Source organism: Comamonas aquatilis (genome assembly GCF_965139575.1).
Lineage (GTDB): Bacteria > Pseudomonadota > Gammaproteobacteria > Burkholderiales > Burkholderiaceae_C > Comamonas > Comamonas aquatilis.
Genome location: NZ_CBCSIW010000009.1, coordinates 89,296 through 106,351, shown reverse-complemented (window position 1 = coordinate 106,351; position 17,056 = coordinate 89,296). Strand labels below are relative to the sequence as shown.

Genomic DNA, 17,056 nt, shown 5'->3' with positions numbered 1-17,056 from the left:
GAGAAAACCCATGCGCATCGATCATCTGATCAACGGCCAATCCGTGGCGGGCAAAGACTATTTCGAAACCGTGAACCCCGCCACGCAGGAGGTGCTGGCCGAGGTGGCTTCGGGTGGCGAAGCGGAAGTGAACGCCGCGGTGGCGGCGGCCAAGGAGGCGTTTCCCAAATGGGCCAATACGCCGGCCACCGAGCGCGCCAAGCTGGTGCGCAAACTGGGCGACTTGATCGCCCAGCATGTGCCCGAAATCGCCCAGACCGAGACCAATGATTGCGGCCAGGTGATTGCGCAAACCGGCAAGCAATTGATTCCGCGCGCCGCCGACAACTTCTACTACTTTGCCGAGATGTGCACGCGGGTGGACGGCCATACTTATCCCACGCCTACGCACCTGAACTACACGCTGTTCCACCCCGTGGGCGTGTGCGCGCTGATCTCGCCGTGGAATGTGCCCTTCATGACAGCGACCTGGAAAGTTGCGCCCTGTCTGGCTTTCGGCAACACCGCCGTGCTCAAGATGAGCGAGCTGTCGCCCATGACGGCGGCCCGCCTCGGCGAGCTGGCACTGGAGGCCGGCATCCCCCCGGGCGTGCTGAATCTGGTGCACGGCTATGGTAAGGAGGCCGGCGAGCCGCTGGTGGCGCATCGTGATGTGCGCGCCGTGTCATTCACCGGCTCCACGGCCACGGGCAATCGCATCGTGCAATCTGCCGGACTCAAGAAGTTCAGCATGGAGCTGGGCGGCAAAAGTCCGTTCGTGATTTTTGACGATGCCGACTTCGAGCGAGCGCTGGATGCGGCCGTGTTCATGATATTTTCCAACAATGGCGAACGCTGCACGGCAGGCAGCCGCATCCTGGTGCAAAAAGGCATTTACGCGAAGTTCGTCGAGCGCTTTGTGGAGCGTGCCAAACGCATCACCGTGGGCGACCCTCTGGATGAAAAAACCATAGTCGGCCCCATGATCAGCCAGGGCCATCTGGCCAAGGTACGCCACTACATAGAACTCGGTCAGAAGGAAGGTGCCAACATGCTGTGCGGCGGCCTGGAGGCACCCGTGGTGGCCGACCGCGTGAAGAAGGGCAACTATGTGCTGCCCACGGTGTTTGCCGATGTGGACAACCGCATGCGGATTGCGCAGGAAGAAATCTTCGGCCCCGTGGCTTGCATCATCCCGTTCAGCGACGAGGCCGAGGCCATCCGTTTGGCCAACGATATTCAGTACGGGCTGTCCAGCTATGTATGGACCGAGAACATCGGCAAGGCCCACCGCGTGGCTGCGGCCGTGGAAGCCGGTATGTGCTTTGTGAACAGCCAGAACGTACGTGATCTGCGTCAGCCTTTTGGCGGCACCAAGGCATCGGGCACGGGTCGCGAAGGCGGCAGCTGGAGCTATGAAGTGTTCTGCGAACCCAAGAACATTGCCGTGTCCATGGGCAGCCATCACATCCCACACTGGGGCGTGTAAGCGCAGCAGCAAAATTTGATGCATGGTGCACTGTTTTGATAGCGGTTCGCGCTTATTCATCAAGCGGTTGAGGCATAGAAAATCCAAAACTAGGAGACAAGAATGCAACGTCGTGATTTTCTGCACGCAGGTACTGCGGCCGCGCTGGCATCGGCAGCAGGCCTGTCGCTGGCCCAGACCGGTGCTTGGCCCGGCAAGCCTGTGCGCATCGTCGTCCCCTTCACGCCCGGCGGCACCACGGATATGGTGGCGCGTCTGGTCGGTACCGAGCTGAGCAAGCAACTGGGGCAGTCCGTGATTGTGGAAAACAAGCCCGGTGCCGGCACGGTGATCGGCGTGGACTATGTGGCCAAGCAGCCTGCCGACGGTTACACCCTGGTGTGCGTGGCCAACAGCTTTACGGCCAACAAGACACTGGTCAAAAGCCTGCCCTATGACACGACGCGGGATCTGAAACCGGTGGCGCTGATGGGCCTGTCGGAACATGTGCTGGCCACCCATCCTTCGAGCGGCATCAAGACCCTGGCGGACCTGAAGCAAGCCGCGCTGGCCAAGCCCGATGCTCTGACCTATGCCTCGTTCGGCAACGGCACCTCGGCCCACTTGTCGGGGGCCTTGCTATGCCAGATGCTGGGTGTGGACATGGTGCATGTGCCTTACAAGGGTCAGGGGCCGGCGCTCACGGATTTGCTGGGCGGGCAGGTCATGGTGATGTTCGGCAACTGGTCTGAATTCCGGGGGCACATCGAAAGCGGCAAGCTCACGGCCATAGGCATGGCAACGGCCAAGCGTTCGCGCTTTGCGCCCCAGGTGCCCACGCTGGCCGAGCAGGGCGTGGCGCTGGAATCCAACTCCTGGCAGGGGCTGCTGGCACCGACCGCCACGCCGGATGCGATTGTGCAGCGCCTGAATGCCGAGGTGAACAAGGCGCTGGCCAGCCCCAATGTGGTGGAAGTTTTTGCCAAGAGCGGCGTGGTGGCGCAGCCGGGAAGCGCGGCGCAGTTCAGTGGTTTTGTGAACAGCGAAATCGGCAAATATGCCGAAATCATTCGCCGCGCCAACATCACCATGGGTTGAAGCAGCTTGCGTGAGGCGCTGGCATTGAAATTCAATGCCAGCCTTCACGCAATAAGCGCTGACAGCTATTGTTTTGATAAGGAGACATCATGGGGACGCTTGCATTGGCCGCCAAGATCACGCATGTGCCGTCGATCTACCTCAGTGAGATTGACGGTCCGCGCAAAGGCACGCGCCAGGATGCGATTGACGGCCTGAAGGAAATCGGCCGCCGCTGCCGCGCGCTGGGGGTGGACACGCTGGTGGTGTTCGATACGCACTGGCTGGTCAACGCCGGCTATCACGTGCTTTGCGGCCCGCACTTTCAGGGCTCATACACCAGCAACGAGTTGCCGCATTTCATCAGCCATATGCCGTTCGAGTTTCCCGGCAACCCGGAACTGGGCAAGCTGCTGGCAGCCGAGGCGAATGCCCTGGGCGTGGAAACACTGGCCCACGATGCCACCACGCTGGAGCCCGAATACGGCACGCTGGTGCCCATGCGTTACATGAATGCGGATCAGCAGTTCAAGGTGGTGTCGGTCTCGGCCATGTGCATGGCCCATTACCTCAACGACAGCGCGCGTCTGGGCTGGGCGATTCGCCGTGCCATCGAAGAAAAATACGATGGCACGGTGGCTATTCTGGCCAGCGGTTCCATGTCGCACCGCTTTGCGCAAAACGGCCTGGCGCCCGAGTTCGCCTTCAAGATCTGGAGCCCTTTTCTGGAGCAGCTGGACAGGGAGGTGGTGCGCATGTGGCAGGCGGGCGAATGGCAGGCTTTTTGCGGCATGTTGCCCGAGTACGCAGCCAAGGGCCATGGCGAAGGTTTCATGCACGACACGGCCATGCTGATGGGCGCTCTGGGGTGGTCGGATTACGACGCTGCGGCCGAGATCATCACTCCGTATTTCGGTGCCTCCGGTACGGGCCAGCTCAATGCCGTTTTTCCCATCACGCCGCAAAGCGGCGACGCCATTCCTGCGGCCCAGGCCAGCCATGCCAGCATGGCAGCCGCCATGGGCGGCAGACTCTGACAAGGATTTGATTTCATGCCCCATGTCGTCATTCTCTATACCGCCAATCTGGACGCGCACACCGATATGGGCGCTCTGTGTCGCAAGTTGGCCGACACCATGCAGACCGTGCGTGCCGAAGACGGCAGCCAGGTCTTTCCCTTCGGCGGTATACGCGTGTTTGCCTACCCGGCGCCGCACTCGGCCGTGGCCGATGGCGGAGCGGCGGGCCAAGCTGCGGGCGGTGACGGCGACTACGGCTTTGTCTACCTCAATCTGCGCATGGGCAGAGGGCGTTCCGAGCCTGTGAAAAAAAGCGCCGGAGATGCACTTCTGGATTGCGCAAAAGCGCATCTGAAGCCCTTGTTTGAGCAGCGTCATCTGGGTCTGACCGTGCAGGTGGATGAATCGCCAGGCCAGGTCTACGACGGCAAGCACAGCACGCTGCATCCCTTGTTTGCAAAGCTTTGAATATGTTTAGCGCTGAACTGATTTCACAACTGGCCCAGGAGCTCGATGCAAGCGAGAAATCGCGCGTGCAGATCGAGCATTTTTCCAAACGTTTTCCCGGCATGAGCATAGAGGACGGCTACCGCGTCTCGCGCGAATGGGTGGGTATGCAGCTGGCTGCCGGACGCAAGGTGATAGGTCACAAGATCGGCCTGACCTCGCGGGCCATGCAGATCTCCAGCCAGATCGACGAACCCGATTTCGGTACGCTGCTCGACTCCATGCTCTACATGGCGACGCCGGGTCAGGTGCTGGAGATTCCGCTGCACAACTTCATCGCCCCGCGCGTGGAGGTGGAGCTGGCCTTTGTGCTCAAAGCGCCGCTGCTGGGCCCGGGCTTGCCCGGTGGCAAGGAAATCACGCTGCAGGATGTTTTGGCCGCCACCGAGTACGTGACGCCGGCCATAGAGATCATTGACTCGCGCATTGAGCAGCTGGACCGCCACACCCAGAAGATGCGCAAGGTGTTCGACACCATCAGCGACAACGCCGCCAACGCCGGCATTGTGCTGGGCGCCAAGCGCGTAGCTCCGGCGGCGGTGGACCTGCCCTGGTGCGGAGCCATCCTACGTCAGAACGGCGTGGTGGAAGAGACGGGGCTGGCCGCTGGAGTGCAGGGGCATCCGGCGATCGGCGTGGCCTGGCTGGCCAATAAATTGGCCCCCTGGGGCGAGTCGCTGCAAGCCGGGCAGATCGTGCTGGCGGGGTCCTTCACCCGCCCGGTTGCCGCACGCCAGGGTGATGCATTCGAGGCCGACTATGGCGCACTGGGCAAGCTGCAGTTTTGCTTTGTCTGACTTGGAAATTAGCTGCGGCCAGCGGTCGTGAGGAGAGAGAAATGTTGTTGAAATTGCGTGATCCCAGCCTGCTCAAAAACCTGTGCCTGATCGACGGTCAGTGGCAGACCGCCGATGCGGGCGCCACTCTGGATGTGCACAACCCCGCCACGGGCGAGTTGCTGGCCCAGGTGCCCAAAATGGGCGAGGTTGAAACCCGGCGCGCCATTGATGCGGCGCAGCAGGCCTTTGTGCTGTGGAAAGCGAAAACCGCCGACCAGCGTTCCGCCGTCTTGCAGCAGTGGTTTGCGTTGCTGATGCAGCACCAGGAAGACCTGGCCCAGATCATGACGGCCGAGCAGGGCAAGCCGCTGGCCGAGTCGCGTGGCGAGATCGCCTACGCAGCGTCCTATGTGCAATGGTTTGCCGAAGAGGCGCGCCGTGTTTACGGCTCCACCGTGCCTTCGCCCTGGGGCAATAAAAAGATTGTGGTGACCAAGGAAGCGGTGGGCGTGTGTGCTGCCATCACGCCCTGGAATTTTCCGGCCGCCATGATCACGCGCAAGGTGGCACCGGCCCTGGCCGCCGGCTGCACCATCATCGTCAAGCCTGCGCAGCAAACACCGCTGTCGGCACTGGCCCTGGCCGAGCTGGCCCAGCGCGCCGGCGTGCCTGCCGGTGTCTTCAGCGTGCTTACCGGCTCGGCGCGGGCCATTGGCGGCGTGCTGACGGCCAGCCCGGTGGTGCGCAAGCTCACGTTTACCGGCTCTACCGAAGTCGGGCGTGTGCTGGCCGCGCAATGCGCGCCCACGCTCAAGAAAATGTCGCTGGAGCTGGGCGGCAACGCTCCGTTCATCGTGTTCGACGATGCCGATCTGGACGCCGCCGTGGAAGGTGCCATGGCTTCCAAATACCGCAATACCGGACAGACCTGTGTGTGCGCCAACCGCCTGCTGGTGCAGGACGGCGTGTACGAGGCCTTCATGCAAAAGCTCAAGACTGCGGTGCAGGCGCTGAAGGTCGGCAATGGTGCCGAAGACGGCATCACCCAAGGCCCGCTGATCGACGATGCGGCGGTGGAAAAAGTCGAAGAGCTGGTGGGAGAGGCGCTGGCCAAGGGCGCGCAAGTCATCACCGGCGGCAAGCGCAGCGCGCTGGGCCGCAGCTTCTATGAACCCACCATTTTGGGCAATGTCCAGAGCGGCATGCGCATCGCCAAAGAGGAGGTGTTTGGCCCCGTGGCACCGGTGTTTCGCTTCACGAGCGAGCAAGAGGCGATTCGCATGGCCAACGACACGGAGTTCGGTCTGGCAGCTTACTTCTATGCCCGCGATGTGGGCCGCGTGTGGCGTGTGAGTGAGGCGCTGGAATACGGCATGGTGGGCATCAACAGCGGCATCATCAGCACGGCTGTGGCGCCGTTTGGCGGCGTCAAGCAATCGGGCCTGGGGCGCGAAGGTGGTGCCGCCGGGATCGAGGAGTACGTCAGCACCAAGTATCTGTGCATGGGGTATTGAAATGACAATGCAAACACCGATCAACGCCTTCAAGCGCGCGATTGCACAAGGCCAGCCGCAGATCGGCCTTTGGCTGGGGCTGGGCAGCCCGTACACGGCGGAAATCTGTGCCGGTGCGGGTTTTGACTGGCTGCTGATCGACGGCGAACACGGCCCCAATGACACGCTGACCTTGCTGAGCCAGTTGCAGGCGGTTGCGGCTCATCCGGCCAGCCATCCGATTGCGCGCATTCCCATGGGCCATGGAGAAATCGGCGAGATGCTGATCAAGCAGTATCTGGATCTGGGCGTGCAGACGCTGCTGGTGCCCATGGTCGATAACGGCGAGCAGGCCGCGCGCATTGTGCGGGCTTCGCACTATCCGCAAGACGATGGCAAGGGCGGCATACGCGGCATGGCCGGCGCGCGCGCATCGGCCTGGGGACGCCGCGCCGACTACTACCACGAGGCCAATGCGCAGGTGTGCATGCTGCTGCAGGTGGAGTCGGTGCAGGGGCTGAAGAATCTGGATGCGATTGCCGCCACCGAGGGCGTGGATGGCGTGTTCATAGGCCCGGCCGATCTGTCGGCCGCCATGGGCCATGTGGGCGATCCCGGACATCCCGAGGTGCAGGCCGCCATTGCCGATGCGATTGCGCGCATACGCCGCGCAGGCAAGGCCGCCGGCATTCTGACGCCTAACGAGGCACTGGCGCGCAAGTACCTGCAACTGGGCTGCAGCTTTGTGGCCGTGGGCCTGGATACCGGCCTGCTGGTGCGGGCCACTACGGCTTTGGCGGCCCAGTTCAAGGATGTGAAGCCCCTGGCGGCCAGCAGCACCTATTGAGCGCAGCACACGAGGCTCCGGATGGAGCACCTGGGTCGCTTTGCGCCGGAACGCAATAGTGACCTTGAGTTGCGGAGTACGTCAAACTACTTACATACAATCGGGTGAGTTTTCTATCCCTGTCATGACCCAGCACAACACCATCCACGCCGTTGAACCCATGCGCTCTTTTGCGCGCTCCCTGCCCATGGCCTTGCTCAAGGCCCGTGAGTCGGTCATGGTGCGCTTTCGCCCCTCGCTGCGCGCCCATGGACTGACCGAGCAGCAGTGGCGCGTGATCCGGGCCATGTCGGCGTCCGATCGCCGCTTGCGCCCCATGGATCTGTCGCAGATGACCTTCATCAGCATGCCCAGCCTCTCGCGCCTGCTCAAGACGCTGGAAGGCCGTCAGCTGATCAAGCGCGGCCGCCATGTGGGTGATCTGCGCGGTTCGGAGTTTGGTTTGACGCCTGCGGGCCATGCCATGGTGGCCGAGATTGCACCGCACTCCGAAGAGATCTATGCCGAGATCGAGCGTCTGGTCGGCAGCGAGGAAGTGGCGCAGCTCTATCAGCTGCTGGAGCTGGTGGTGCAGCGCCTGGGCGTGCCCACCGAGGAAGAGTTGGGCGCGGACTAAGAACTCATCCCGATTGCGTCTCAACGCGGCTGCGTAGAGATCGTCAACACGTTCTAAGGGCGTTGGGCTTCGCGCCACGGCACAATGCCGCCATGAGTTCTGCGATTGCCGTCATCGACTTTGAAACCACGGGCATGAGCCCGGCCCAGGGCGCGCGGGCCACGGAAGTGGCCATCGTGCTGCTGGCGCAGGGCCGCGTGGTGGACCGCTTTCAAAGCCTGATGCAGACCGAGGCCTGGATATCGCCCTTCATCACCGATCTGACCGGCATCACCAACGCCATGGTGCGCAGTGCACCGCCTGCGGCCCAGGTCATGCGCGAGGCCGCGCGGTTTGTCGGCAGGGCGCCCATGGTGGCGCACAACGCTTCGTTTGACAGCAAGTTCTGGCAGGCCGAACTGGCGCTGGCCGGGGTGGCCGCCGTCCAGCCTTTTGCCTGCACGGTTTTGCTCTCGCGCCGCATCTACCCTGAGGCGCCCAGCCACAGCCTGGGCAATCTGGCCCGCCATCTGCACCTGCCGTCAACCGGGCGTGCCCACCGGGCCCTGGCCGACGCCGAAATGGCTGCTGCCCTGCTGGCCCGCATGCAAGAGGATTTGAGCCAGCGCTATGCCTTGCCCCGGGCAGAGCACGAGTTGCTGATGCAGCTGCAGCGCTGCACCCGCGCCAAGATGGGCGGCTGGCTGCAGCAATATGCGGCGGCGCTGGCCCAGACCCGCTTGGGCTAACGATGGCGTGGTGCTCACTTTATGAGAGCTTGTTACGCTTTCATAAATTGATTTTCAGATGAATTTTCTTCTGAAATTAACTGTTAGTAAGCGGTATCAGCTATCAAATCCACTAGCTTTGAGAGTTGGCTGCGCGCATGCGCTGCCGGCTAAGCCCTTTTCATCAGCGCCATGCCGGCATCGCACCGATAATCGAGGTGTTTGACGGAGCTCAAGCTCCGTTGTCTTTTTGGATTCGCCGCACCTTTGCCGGGTTGCGGTTCTTGCATCAGGCTCTTGTGAATTCCGCTCTGACCACTTCTGGCCTGCGTTCGGCCCCTGCTTTCTCGCAGCGCGAGTTTCGCGATGCGCTAGGCCAGTTTGCCACCGGCGTGACCATCATCACGGCGCGTGGGCCCGAGGGCCAACCGGTGGGCACCACCGTCAGCTCGTTCAACGCGCTCTCGCTCCACCCCTCGCTGGTGCTGTGGAGCCTGGGCCTGGGGGCCAAGTCCCTGCCCATCTTCAAGAACTGCTCGCACTACGCCATCCATGTGCTGGCCGCATCGCAAAAGCCGCTGGCCGAGCTGTTTGCGCTCAAGGGCGCGGATCGTTTCAGCCACACGGCACACCATGACTCCGTGCATGGCGTGCCCTTGCTGGACGAGTGCACCGCGGTCTTTGAATGCCGCAACCGCAACCATCATGAAGAGGGCGATCACCTCATCTTCATCGGCGAGGTCGAGCACTGCGAGCACCACCGCGAACGTCCGCCGTTGCTCTACCACGCAGGGCATATGCATACCGGCGGCCTGATGGGCTGAGAACTTTCAAAGGCTTCGCAAGAAGCCTTTTTGCTATGCTAAATCCTGGCCAGCCTGGGAACTGCACCTAGTCACATTGAACGATACGGTCCGTCCTGCAGCACCATAGATTGCCCGAGATCGGAAACAAGTTCTGGTGGCTGCGGTTTGTCGGCATGAACCAAAGCCTTGTTTGAATCTCTGCAATGCTTTGGAGGTAAGCCATGATCGAGTGTGAAGACCGCATCGTCCGTACCCAGGCCCAGGTGGCCACCACTGGCCAGAGCGGCATACGGCTCAAACGCATCTCGCCAGCAATTGGCGTGGAGGTGTCTGGCATCGATCTGCGCCAGCCCTTGAGTGAAGCACAGGTCGGCGAGCTACGCCAGGCGCTGGTGGCGCACAAGGTGCTGGTATTTCGCGCGCAGAACATCACCGCTGGCCAGCATGTGGCGTTTGCACGGTGTTTCGGCGAGCTGGAGCGGCACCCCGTCTTGCCCCCGCATCCCGATCATCCCGAGCTGGTCCTGCTGGGCGGCAACCACAAAATGCCAGGCACCGAGAACGTCTATCACACCGATGTTTCCTGGCGCGAAACCCCTTCGATGGCTTCCATTTTGCGCTGTGTGGAATGCCCGGAAGTGGGCGGCGATACGGTCTGGATCAATATGGAGCTGGCCTACGAAAAGCTGCCTGAGGCGCGCAAGCAGCAGATTGCCAAGCTGTTTGCCGTGCACGACATCCTGCCCTCCTTCGGCGCCCGCATGACACCCGAGGAGCAGGCCCAGGCCCGTGCCAAATACCCGCCCGTGGTGCATCCCGTGGTGCGTACCCACCCGGAAAGCGGCAAGAAAATCCTGTATGTGAACGAGACCTTCGTTACCCACTTTGCCAACTTCACGGCGCACTTAGACAGCTTTCGCTCGGCCAATGAAATCCATGCCCAGCAGCAGGATCTGATGGCCTATCTGCTGCGCCAGCCAGCGATTCTGGAGTACCAGATGCGCCTGCGCTGGGAGCCCGACACCATCGTCATGTGGGATAACCGCGCCACCCAGCACTATGCGGTTCAGGACTATTTTCCGGCCGTGCGCCGCATGCACCGCGCCACTGTCATCGGGGACAAGCCGTTCTGAATCCGGCGAGTGGCTCGCGATAACCGCGGTGGCGGCCGGTTCTGTCTGTCTTGGTTAGAGTCGGTACTCCAACCAAGAGCGAGACAGATATGCAGCACAGCGATTTCGACTATGACTTTCTGGTGATTGGCGCGGGCTCCGGCGGCGTGCGTGCCAGCCGTGTGGCCGCCAGTCTGGGGGCGCGCGTGGCGGTGGTGGAGTCGGGCCGACTGGGCGGTACCTGCGTCAACGTGGGCTGCATTCCCAAAAAACTGCTCAGCCATGCCGCGCATTTCAGCCAGGTGGCCGAGGAAGCCAAGGGCTTCGGCTGGCAGCTTGCTGCGCCGCAGTTCGACTGGAGCACGCTGATTGCCAACAAGGACCGCGAAATCGAGCGGCTCAACAGCGTCTACGACAAGATGCTGCAGGGCTCGGGCATCACCATCATTCGCGGCCGTGCGGCGCTGTCGGGCCCCCATAGCGTGCTGGTGGACGGACGACAGACTCTGACCGCCCGCCATATCCTGATCGCCACGGGCGGCAAGCCCAGCCTGCCCGACATTGCGGGCGTGGAGCACGCCATAAGCTCCGACCATGCCTTTTACCTGCCCCAACTGCCCCAGAGCGTGGTGGTGGTCGGCGGCGGCTATATCGCCGTGGAGTTCGCTTCCATTTTTAATGGACTGGGCGCAAAGACCACCTTGCTGCACCGCAGCCAGCAACTGTTGCGCCACTTTGATGCTGACTTGGGCCGGGTGCTGGCCGAAGAGATGCAGGGCCAGGGCGTGGGGTTTCAGTGGAACGACGCCATTGTCGCCATAGACAAGCAAGCCGACGGCCTGCATCTGCAGCTGAAAAGCGGCCAGAGCCTGGTGGCGGACTGCGTGATGTTTGCCACCGGCCGCAGCCCTAACACTGAAGGGCTTGGCCTAGCAGAAGTGGGCGTGCAATGCAATGACAAAGGCGCCATCGCGGTCGATGAACACTTCACCACCCAGGTGCCCTCCATTCATGCCGTGGGCGATGTGGTGGACCGCATGGCGCTGACGCCCGTGGCGCTGGCCGAGGGCACGGTGCTTGCCCATAGATTGTTTGGCCAGGGCGGAAAAAGCGCGCCCGATTACGCCCTGGTGCCCACGGCGGTGTTCTCCCACCCCCATGTGGGGACTGTGGGACTATCCGAAACCCAGGCCCGCGAGCGCGTGGGGGAGGTACAGATTTTCCAGTCCACGTTTCGCCCGCTGAGCAACCGCATGGGGGCCGAGCCGGAGCATGTGTTCCTCAAGCTGGTGGTGGGATCGGCCGATCAGCGCGTGCTGGGCCTGCACATGGTGGGCGAGGGCGCTGGAGAGCTGATACAGGGCTTTGCCGTGGCCTTGCAGTGCGGCGTGACCAAGCAGCAGCTGGACGCCACGCTGGGCGTGCATCCCACGGTGGCCGAAGAGTTCGTGACCATGCGCGAACCGCTGAAGCCATAAGTCTGAAATGAAAATGGGCCGTCGAGGCCCATTTCCTTATCCATTCAGCGCCAAGCGCTACCGATTGCGTAGCGATTTACGAAACGCGCGGCGCGTCCGGCAACTCGATCTTGACTTCCAGCACTTCCAGGTTTTCCTGGCGTTCCAGCTGGACCTTGATGTCGCTGGGATTGATATCCACGTATTTGGAAATCACGGCCATCAGCTCTTTTTGCAGGGCCGGCAGGTAATCGGGCTTGCCGGAATTCTCGCCACCCACGCGCTCACGCGCCAGGATGATCTGCAGGCGCTCCTTGGCCACCGACGCTGACTTCTTCTTCTCTCCGAGCAGAAACGACAACATGGACATAGGGCTTACCTCCCGCCAAAGATACGCTTGAAGAAGCCGGGCTTGATGGCTTCGGTAAAGCGCATGGGCTTGTCTTCGCCCAGGAAACGGGACACCACATCCTGATAGGCCTCGGCCACATCAGAACCTTGCATGTGCACGGCAGGGATGCCCTGGTTGGAGGCCTGAAGCACGGTTTCCGACTCGGGCACCACACCGATCAGCTCGATGCGCAGAATGTCCTGAATGTCTTCCAGCGACAGCATCTGCCCATCCTGCACGCGGTTGGGGTTGTAGCGGGTGATGAGCAAATGCTCCTTGAGCGGCTCGCCGGCAATGGCCTTGGCGGTCTTGGAGCTGAGCATGCCCAGAATACGGTCCGAATCGCGCACGGACGAGACTTCGGGGTTGGTCACCACCAGCGCCTCATCGGCGTAATGCATGGCGAACAGCGCACCGCTTTCAATGCCGGCGGGGGAGTCGCAGATGATGTAGTCGAAGTCCATGCCGGACAGATCGTCCAGCACCTTCTTCACGCCTTCTTGCGTGAGAGCTTCCTTGTCGCGGGTTTGCGATGCAGCCAGCACGAACAGGTTGTCGCACTGCTTGTCCTTGATCAGGGCCTGGTTGAGGTTGGCCTCACCCTGGATGACGTTGATCAGGTCATAGACCACGCGGCGTTCGCAGCCCATGATCAGATCCAGATTGCGCAAACCCACATCGAAATCAATCACTGCGGTCTTGTGGCCACGCAATGCGAGGCCTGAAGCGAAGCTGGCGCTGGTGGTTGTCTTGCCGACCCCACCTTTGCCAGAGGTCACGACGACGATTTTGGCCATGTTTGCACGATTCCTTAAAGACAGATGAATGCGAGTTGATGGGGCGCCCGGTGTGTCTTGTTCACACCGGTTCGATGATGATTTTTTCACCCTCCAGATGCACCTTGGCAGCTTTGCCGGCCAGTTCTGGGGGTAAGTCGGTTTCAATTGTGCGGTAGATACCTGCGATGGAGAGCAATTGCGCCTCCATGCAAGTGCTAAAAATTCTGGCCTGGGTATTGCCGCTGGCCCCGGCCACGGCCCGGCCGCGCAGCGGCGCGTAGACATGGACGTTGCCGTCGGCAATCACCTCTGCACCATAGCTGACCATGGCCAGCACCACAATGTCGGTTCCCTTGGCATAGACGCGCTGACCCGAGCGCAGCGGCTTGTCCACGATCAGAGCATCGGCCAGCGGCGCCGGCACTTCCACGGGCACTTCGACTTCGCGGATGATTTCGCGGATCTCAGGCTCGACCCGGCGGACGGGAACGATATCGGGCGCGGCCGTCAGGCCCAGGGCATGGGCGTCGGCCATCTGCTTTTCATTGCCGCCGCGCACGGCCACGGGCACGGTGCGGTGGGCGCGCAAGGCGGCAACCAGGGCGGAAAAGTCGATTTCCTCGGCGGCATCGGCCACATGGGACAGATCGATCAACACCGGGTCGTTGTCAAAGAAATCCGGATCGTCGACCAGCCGTTTGGCCAGATCATCGATCAGCGCGCGCACATCAGTCTCGCGCAGCACCATGGACAGCACGGGCAATTGCGCACTCTTGAGGTCAAAGCTGGGGCGCAATGCGCCGTTGAGTTCAACTGCCATGGATGAAGAGGGCGCCACAGGGACGCGCTATGAGGACGCCAAAGTGTACCTGTGTCCCGCGCGCGAGGCGGTAGCCAGGGTGCTTTGATTGGCGCTCTCCACAACACTTACATCAACTCAACGCGGATTCGGACTTTGTCACATGGATGAAAATACAGGTATGACCCCTGAGCTTTTGATCCAAGGCGCATGTGCCAGCATCACTTTGCGCCGTCCCGAAGTTGCCAACAAGCTGCTGCCCGAGGACCTGACGGTACTGCGCGCGCAGATCGAGCAGGTCAACGCCAGCCCCGGCGTGCTGGTGTTGACGTTGCAGTCCGTGGGCAAGCATTTTTGCAGCGGCTATGACATTGCCGAGATCGCCAACAGCCAGAACGCGGGCAGCTCGTTTGGCGAAATGGTGGATGCGCTGGAGAACTGCCGCGCCGTGACGATTGCGGCGATTCAGGGCGGCGTGTTTGGTGGTGCCACCGACATGGGCCTGGCCTGCGACTTTCGTGTGGGAGGGGCGGCCAGCCAGATGTTCATGCCTGCCGCGCGCCTGGGCCTGCATTTCTACCTGTCGGGGCTGGAGCGCTATGTCACCCGTCTGGGCGTGGATACGGCCAAACGCTTGTTTCTCACGGCCGAGAAGCTGGATGCCAGGGCCATGAAGGACTGCGGCTTTCTCACCCATCTGGCAGATGGTACCGATATCGCCGCCGAGCTGCAGCGCCTGCAGACCACGCTGGCCGGCATGGCCCCGCTGGCACTGTTGGGCATGAAAAAGCACCTCAACGCCATCGCGCGCGGCGTGCATGACAAGGCCGGCATTGATGCGGCGGTGCAGGCCACGATTGCTTCCGCCGATCTGCAGGAAGGCGGCGCGGCCTGGCGCGAGAAGCGCCAGCCGCAATTCAATGGACGGTAACTCCCCCTGAGCGGCTACGCCGCTTCCCCCTCTATCGATACGTTGCATCGGGAGGGGAACGACACCATTGCTGCGGGGCGGCGGTGCCGCCTAGGCCCTTGCTGGGTGTCTCTGATTAAGGCGCGGTTGCGGCTGTAGTTCTGGCCAGATGTTCTCTGGCAAAGGCCTCGTACCAGTCTAGGCAGCCGGGGTTGGCCATGGCGTCCTTGTTGACTACCTTGGCCAGCGGCTGGCCCAGCAGCAGCTTCTTGATGGGCAGCTCCTGCTTCTTGCCGCTGAGCGTGCGCGGAATCTCGGCCACGGCATAGATGGCGTCGGGCACAAAACGTGGCGAGAGCGCGGTGCGAATGGCGGCGTTGATGCGTGCGCGCAGACCCTCATCGAGCACCACGCCGGGGCGCAGCGCCACAAACAGCGGCATATGGCTTTCGCGCCCCAGGTACTCGAGATCGACCACCATGCTGTCCAGCACCTCGGGCAGGGCTTCCACGGCGCTGTAGATCTCGCTGGTGCCCATGCGTAGGCCGTGGCGGTTGATGGTGGCATCGCTGCGCCCGTAGATGATGCAGCCGCCGCCCGCCAGCAGGCGAATCCAGTCGCCATGGCGCCAGACCGGGCCCATGGCTGGCGAAGCGTCGCCGCCGCCGGGCTGGCGGCCGTGGCCGGCCGGATACATGTCGAAATAGCTGCTCAGATAGCGTTTGCCGTCGGTATCGCCCCAGAGGTACAGGGGCATGGAGGGAATGGGCTGGGTGCAGACCAGCTCGCCCACTTCGTCCATGACCGGCTGGCCCTGTTCGTTCCAGGCTTCGACGGCCGCGCCCAGCTGGCGGCACTGCATGATGCCGGGCGTGAGCGGCAGATCGCGGTTGCCGCCGATAAAGGCGCCCGCAAAGTCGGTGCCGCCCGAGAGGTTGTTCCACCAGATGTCGCCCCCACGCTCTCCGGTCTGCCGGATCTTGCGAAACTGCTCCGTGCCCCATTGCTGCACTTCGGCAGACAAAGGCGAGCCGGTGCTGCCCAGGCCGCGTATGCGCGAGAGGTCGCCGCAGCCAGACAGATCCACTCCGGCCTTCATGCAGTTAGCGTAGAAGGCTGCGCCCGAGCCAAAGCTGGTCACGCCGGTTTCGGCCGCAAAGCGCCACAGCGTGCTCCAGTCGGGCTTTTCCTTGCTGCCGCCGGGGCTGCCGTCAAAGATCACGCAGGTCGTGCCGCCCAACAGGCCGCTGACCTGGGCATTCCACATTACCCAGCCGGTGGAGCTGTACCAGTGGTAGCGCTCGCCCCAGCTATTGGGGTCGTAGCTGCAGCCTATGTCGTTGTGCAAGGCTTTGAGTTGCAAGGCCACCAGCACCATGCCGCCATGGCCGTGGACTATGGGCTTGGGAAGGCCGGTGGTGCCGCTGGAGTAGACGATCCACAGCGGATGGTCAAACGGCAGCCATTCGGGCTCGAAGGCCGCAGTTTCAGCATCATTTCGGCTGGTAACGCTGATGTAGTCTGCGGTATCAGCTATCTTTATAGAAGTATTGAGGTTCGGCACCAGCACCACATGCTGCACGCTGGGCAGGCCGGCGCGCAGCTCCTGCAGTACTTCGCGGCGGTCGATATCCTTGCCCGCGTAATGCACGCCGTCCACGGCAATCAGCACCTTGGGTTCAATCTGCTTGAAACGGTCGAGCACGGCATGGGTGCCCATGTCCGGTGCGCAGATGCTCCATACCGCGCCCAGGCTGGCGCAGGCCAAAAAGGCGACGATGGCCTCGGGAATATTGGGCAGATAGGCGGCGACCCGGTCTCCCTTGCCCACGCCTTGCGCGCGCAGGTGCAGGGCCAGCGCAGCCACCTGGCGGCGCAGCTCGGGCCAGCTCAGCTCGCGCTGCAGGCCTTGCTCGTTGCGGCTGACGACGGCCGGCATGCCCGCCGCATGGGCGGCATCCACATGGCGCAAGACCTGCCGGACGTAATTGAGCTGCGCGCCCGGAAACCACTGCGCTCCGGGCATGGTGTTGCGCGCCAGCACGGCGCTGTGGGGCGTTGGGGACTGCAGCTCGAAGTAATCCCAGATGCTTTGCCAAAAGGCATCCAGATCCGTCACCGACCAGCGCCACAGCGCGTCATAGTCGGCAAAGCTCAGACCGTGCTGCTCTTGCAACCATTGCTGGTACAGCCGGATCTGCGGCACATAAGCGGGAGTCGATGAGGCGGAAGGGGCGGAAAAGGTTTGGGGGGCGAAGTCCATGGCATCAGCCTAGCGCCGGGGGCGTCTGACGTCATCCGGACTCGCCC

The 17,056-nt window shown here is 62.4% G+C and carries 17 protein-coding genes; 13 read left to right on the top strand and 4 right to left on the bottom strand.

The window, feature by feature from the left end; translation table 11 throughout:
- Nucleotides 1-10: 10 nt before the first annotated feature.
- From hpaE to gorA, 12 genes are all read left to right on the top strand, one after another.
- Complete coding sequence (gene hpaE / locus ACNAZA_RS12870; protein ID WP_415796963.1) at nt 11-1,468, top strand: 5-carboxymethyl-2-hydroxymuconate semialdehyde dehydrogenase; 1,458 nt, start codon at nt 11-13, stop codon at nt 1,466-1,468.
- Nucleotides 1,469-1,570: 102 nt separating this feature from the next.
- Entirely contained in the window at nt 1,571-2,545 is a 975-nt protein-coding gene (locus tag ACNAZA_RS12865) for a tripartite tricarboxylate transporter substrate binding protein (protein ID WP_415796962.1), read from the top strand.
- A gap of 89 nt (nt 2,546-2,634) precedes the next feature.
- A complete protein-coding gene (gene hpaD, locus ACNAZA_RS12860; RefSeq protein ID WP_415796961.1) occupies nt 2,635-3,561 on the top strand; it encodes a 3,4-dihydroxyphenylacetate 2,3-dioxygenase in 927 nt (308 codons plus the stop codon).
- Between the two features lie 15 nt (nt 3,562-3,576).
- A complete protein-coding gene (locus tag ACNAZA_RS12855; protein ID WP_415796960.1) occupies nt 3,577-4,011 on the top strand; it encodes a 5-carboxymethyl-2-hydroxymuconate isomerase in 435 nt (144 codons plus the stop codon).
- Nucleotides 4,012-4,013: 2 nt separating this feature from the next.
- The gene (gene hpaH, locus ACNAZA_RS12850; RefSeq protein ID WP_415796959.1) at nt 4,014-4,847 is read left to right on the top strand and encodes a 2-oxo-hept-4-ene-1,7-dioate hydratase; all 834 of its coding nucleotides are present in this window, start codon (nt 4,014-4,016) and stop codon (nt 4,845-4,847) included.
- A 41-nt stretch (nt 4,848-4,888) separates the two neighbouring features.
- Nucleotides 4,889-6,343 (top strand): NAD-dependent succinate-semialdehyde dehydrogenase, encoded by a 1,455-nt coding sequence (locus ACNAZA_RS12845; protein ID WP_415796958.1) that lies wholly within the window; start codon nt 4,889-4,891, stop codon nt 6,341-6,343.
- 7 nt (nt 6,344-6,350) lie between these two features.
- Nucleotides 6,351-7,169: an aldolase/citrate lyase family protein gene (locus ACNAZA_RS12840; protein WP_415796957.1), complete on the top strand. Its 819-nt coding sequence runs from the start codon at nt 6,351-6,353 to the stop codon at nt 7,167-7,169.
- A gap of 124 nt (nt 7,170-7,293) precedes the next feature.
- Nucleotides 7,294-7,785: a homoprotocatechuate degradation operon regulator HpaR gene (hpaR, locus tag ACNAZA_RS12835; protein WP_415796956.1), complete on the top strand. Its 492-nt coding sequence runs from the start codon at nt 7,294-7,296 to the stop codon at nt 7,783-7,785.
- A 92-nt stretch (nt 7,786-7,877) separates the two neighbouring features.
- Nucleotides 7,878-8,513: a 3'-5' exonuclease gene (locus ACNAZA_RS12830; RefSeq protein ID WP_415796955.1), complete on the top strand. Its 636-nt coding sequence runs from the start codon at nt 7,878-7,880 to the stop codon at nt 8,511-8,513.
- A 278-nt stretch (nt 8,514-8,791) separates the two neighbouring features.
- Nucleotides 8,792-9,316, top strand: a complete 525-nt coding sequence (locus ACNAZA_RS12825; protein WP_415796954.1) for a flavin reductase family protein — start codon at nt 8,792-8,794, stop codon at nt 9,314-9,316.
- 203 nt (nt 9,317-9,519) lie between these two features.
- A complete protein-coding gene (locus ACNAZA_RS12820) occupies nt 9,520-10,431 on the top strand; it encodes a TauD/TfdA dioxygenase family protein (protein WP_415796953.1) in 912 nt (303 codons plus the stop codon).
- A gap of 89 nt (nt 10,432-10,520) precedes the next feature.
- Nucleotides 10,521-11,888 (top strand): glutathione-disulfide reductase, encoded by a 1,368-nt coding sequence (gene gorA / locus ACNAZA_RS12815; protein WP_415796952.1) that lies wholly within the window; start codon nt 10,521-10,523, stop codon nt 11,886-11,888.
- 76 nt (nt 11,889-11,964) lie between these two features.
- On the opposite strand, the gene minE is transcribed toward gorA, so the two are convergent.
- From minE to minC, 3 genes are all read right to left on the bottom strand, one after another.
- Nucleotides 11,965-12,237 (bottom strand): cell division topological specificity factor MinE, encoded by a 273-nt coding sequence (minE, locus tag ACNAZA_RS12810; protein ID WP_120965550.1) that lies wholly within the window; start codon nt 12,235-12,237, stop codon nt 11,965-11,967.
- Between the two features lie 5 nt (nt 12,238-12,242).
- Nucleotides 12,243-13,055 carry a septum site-determining protein MinD gene (gene minD, locus ACNAZA_RS12805; RefSeq protein WP_415796951.1) on the bottom strand — a complete coding sequence of 271 codons (813 nt, stop codon included), beginning with the start codon at nt 13,053-13,055 and terminating at the stop codon, nt 12,243-12,245.
- Between the two features lie 61 nt (nt 13,056-13,116).
- A complete protein-coding gene (gene minC, locus ACNAZA_RS12800) occupies nt 13,117-13,857 on the bottom strand; it encodes a septum site-determining protein MinC (RefSeq protein WP_415796950.1) in 741 nt (246 codons plus the stop codon).
- Between the two features lie 160 nt (nt 13,858-14,017).
- On the opposite strand from minC, the gene ACNAZA_RS12795 reads away from it, so the two are divergent.
- Nucleotides 14,018-14,767, top strand: a complete 750-nt coding sequence (locus ACNAZA_RS12795; protein WP_415796949.1) for an enoyl-CoA hydratase/isomerase family protein — start codon at nt 14,018-14,020, stop codon at nt 14,765-14,767.
- Nucleotides 14,768-14,882: 115 nt separating this feature from the next.
- Here the strand turns inward: ACNAZA_RS12795 and ACNAZA_RS12790 are convergent, their stop codons facing one another.
- Nucleotides 14,883-17,009, bottom strand: coding sequence for an acetoacetate--CoA ligase (locus ACNAZA_RS12790; RefSeq protein ID WP_415796948.1), 2,127 nt, complete (start codon nt 17,007-17,009; stop codon nt 14,883-14,885).
- Nucleotides 17,010-17,056 lie beyond the last annotated feature (47 nt).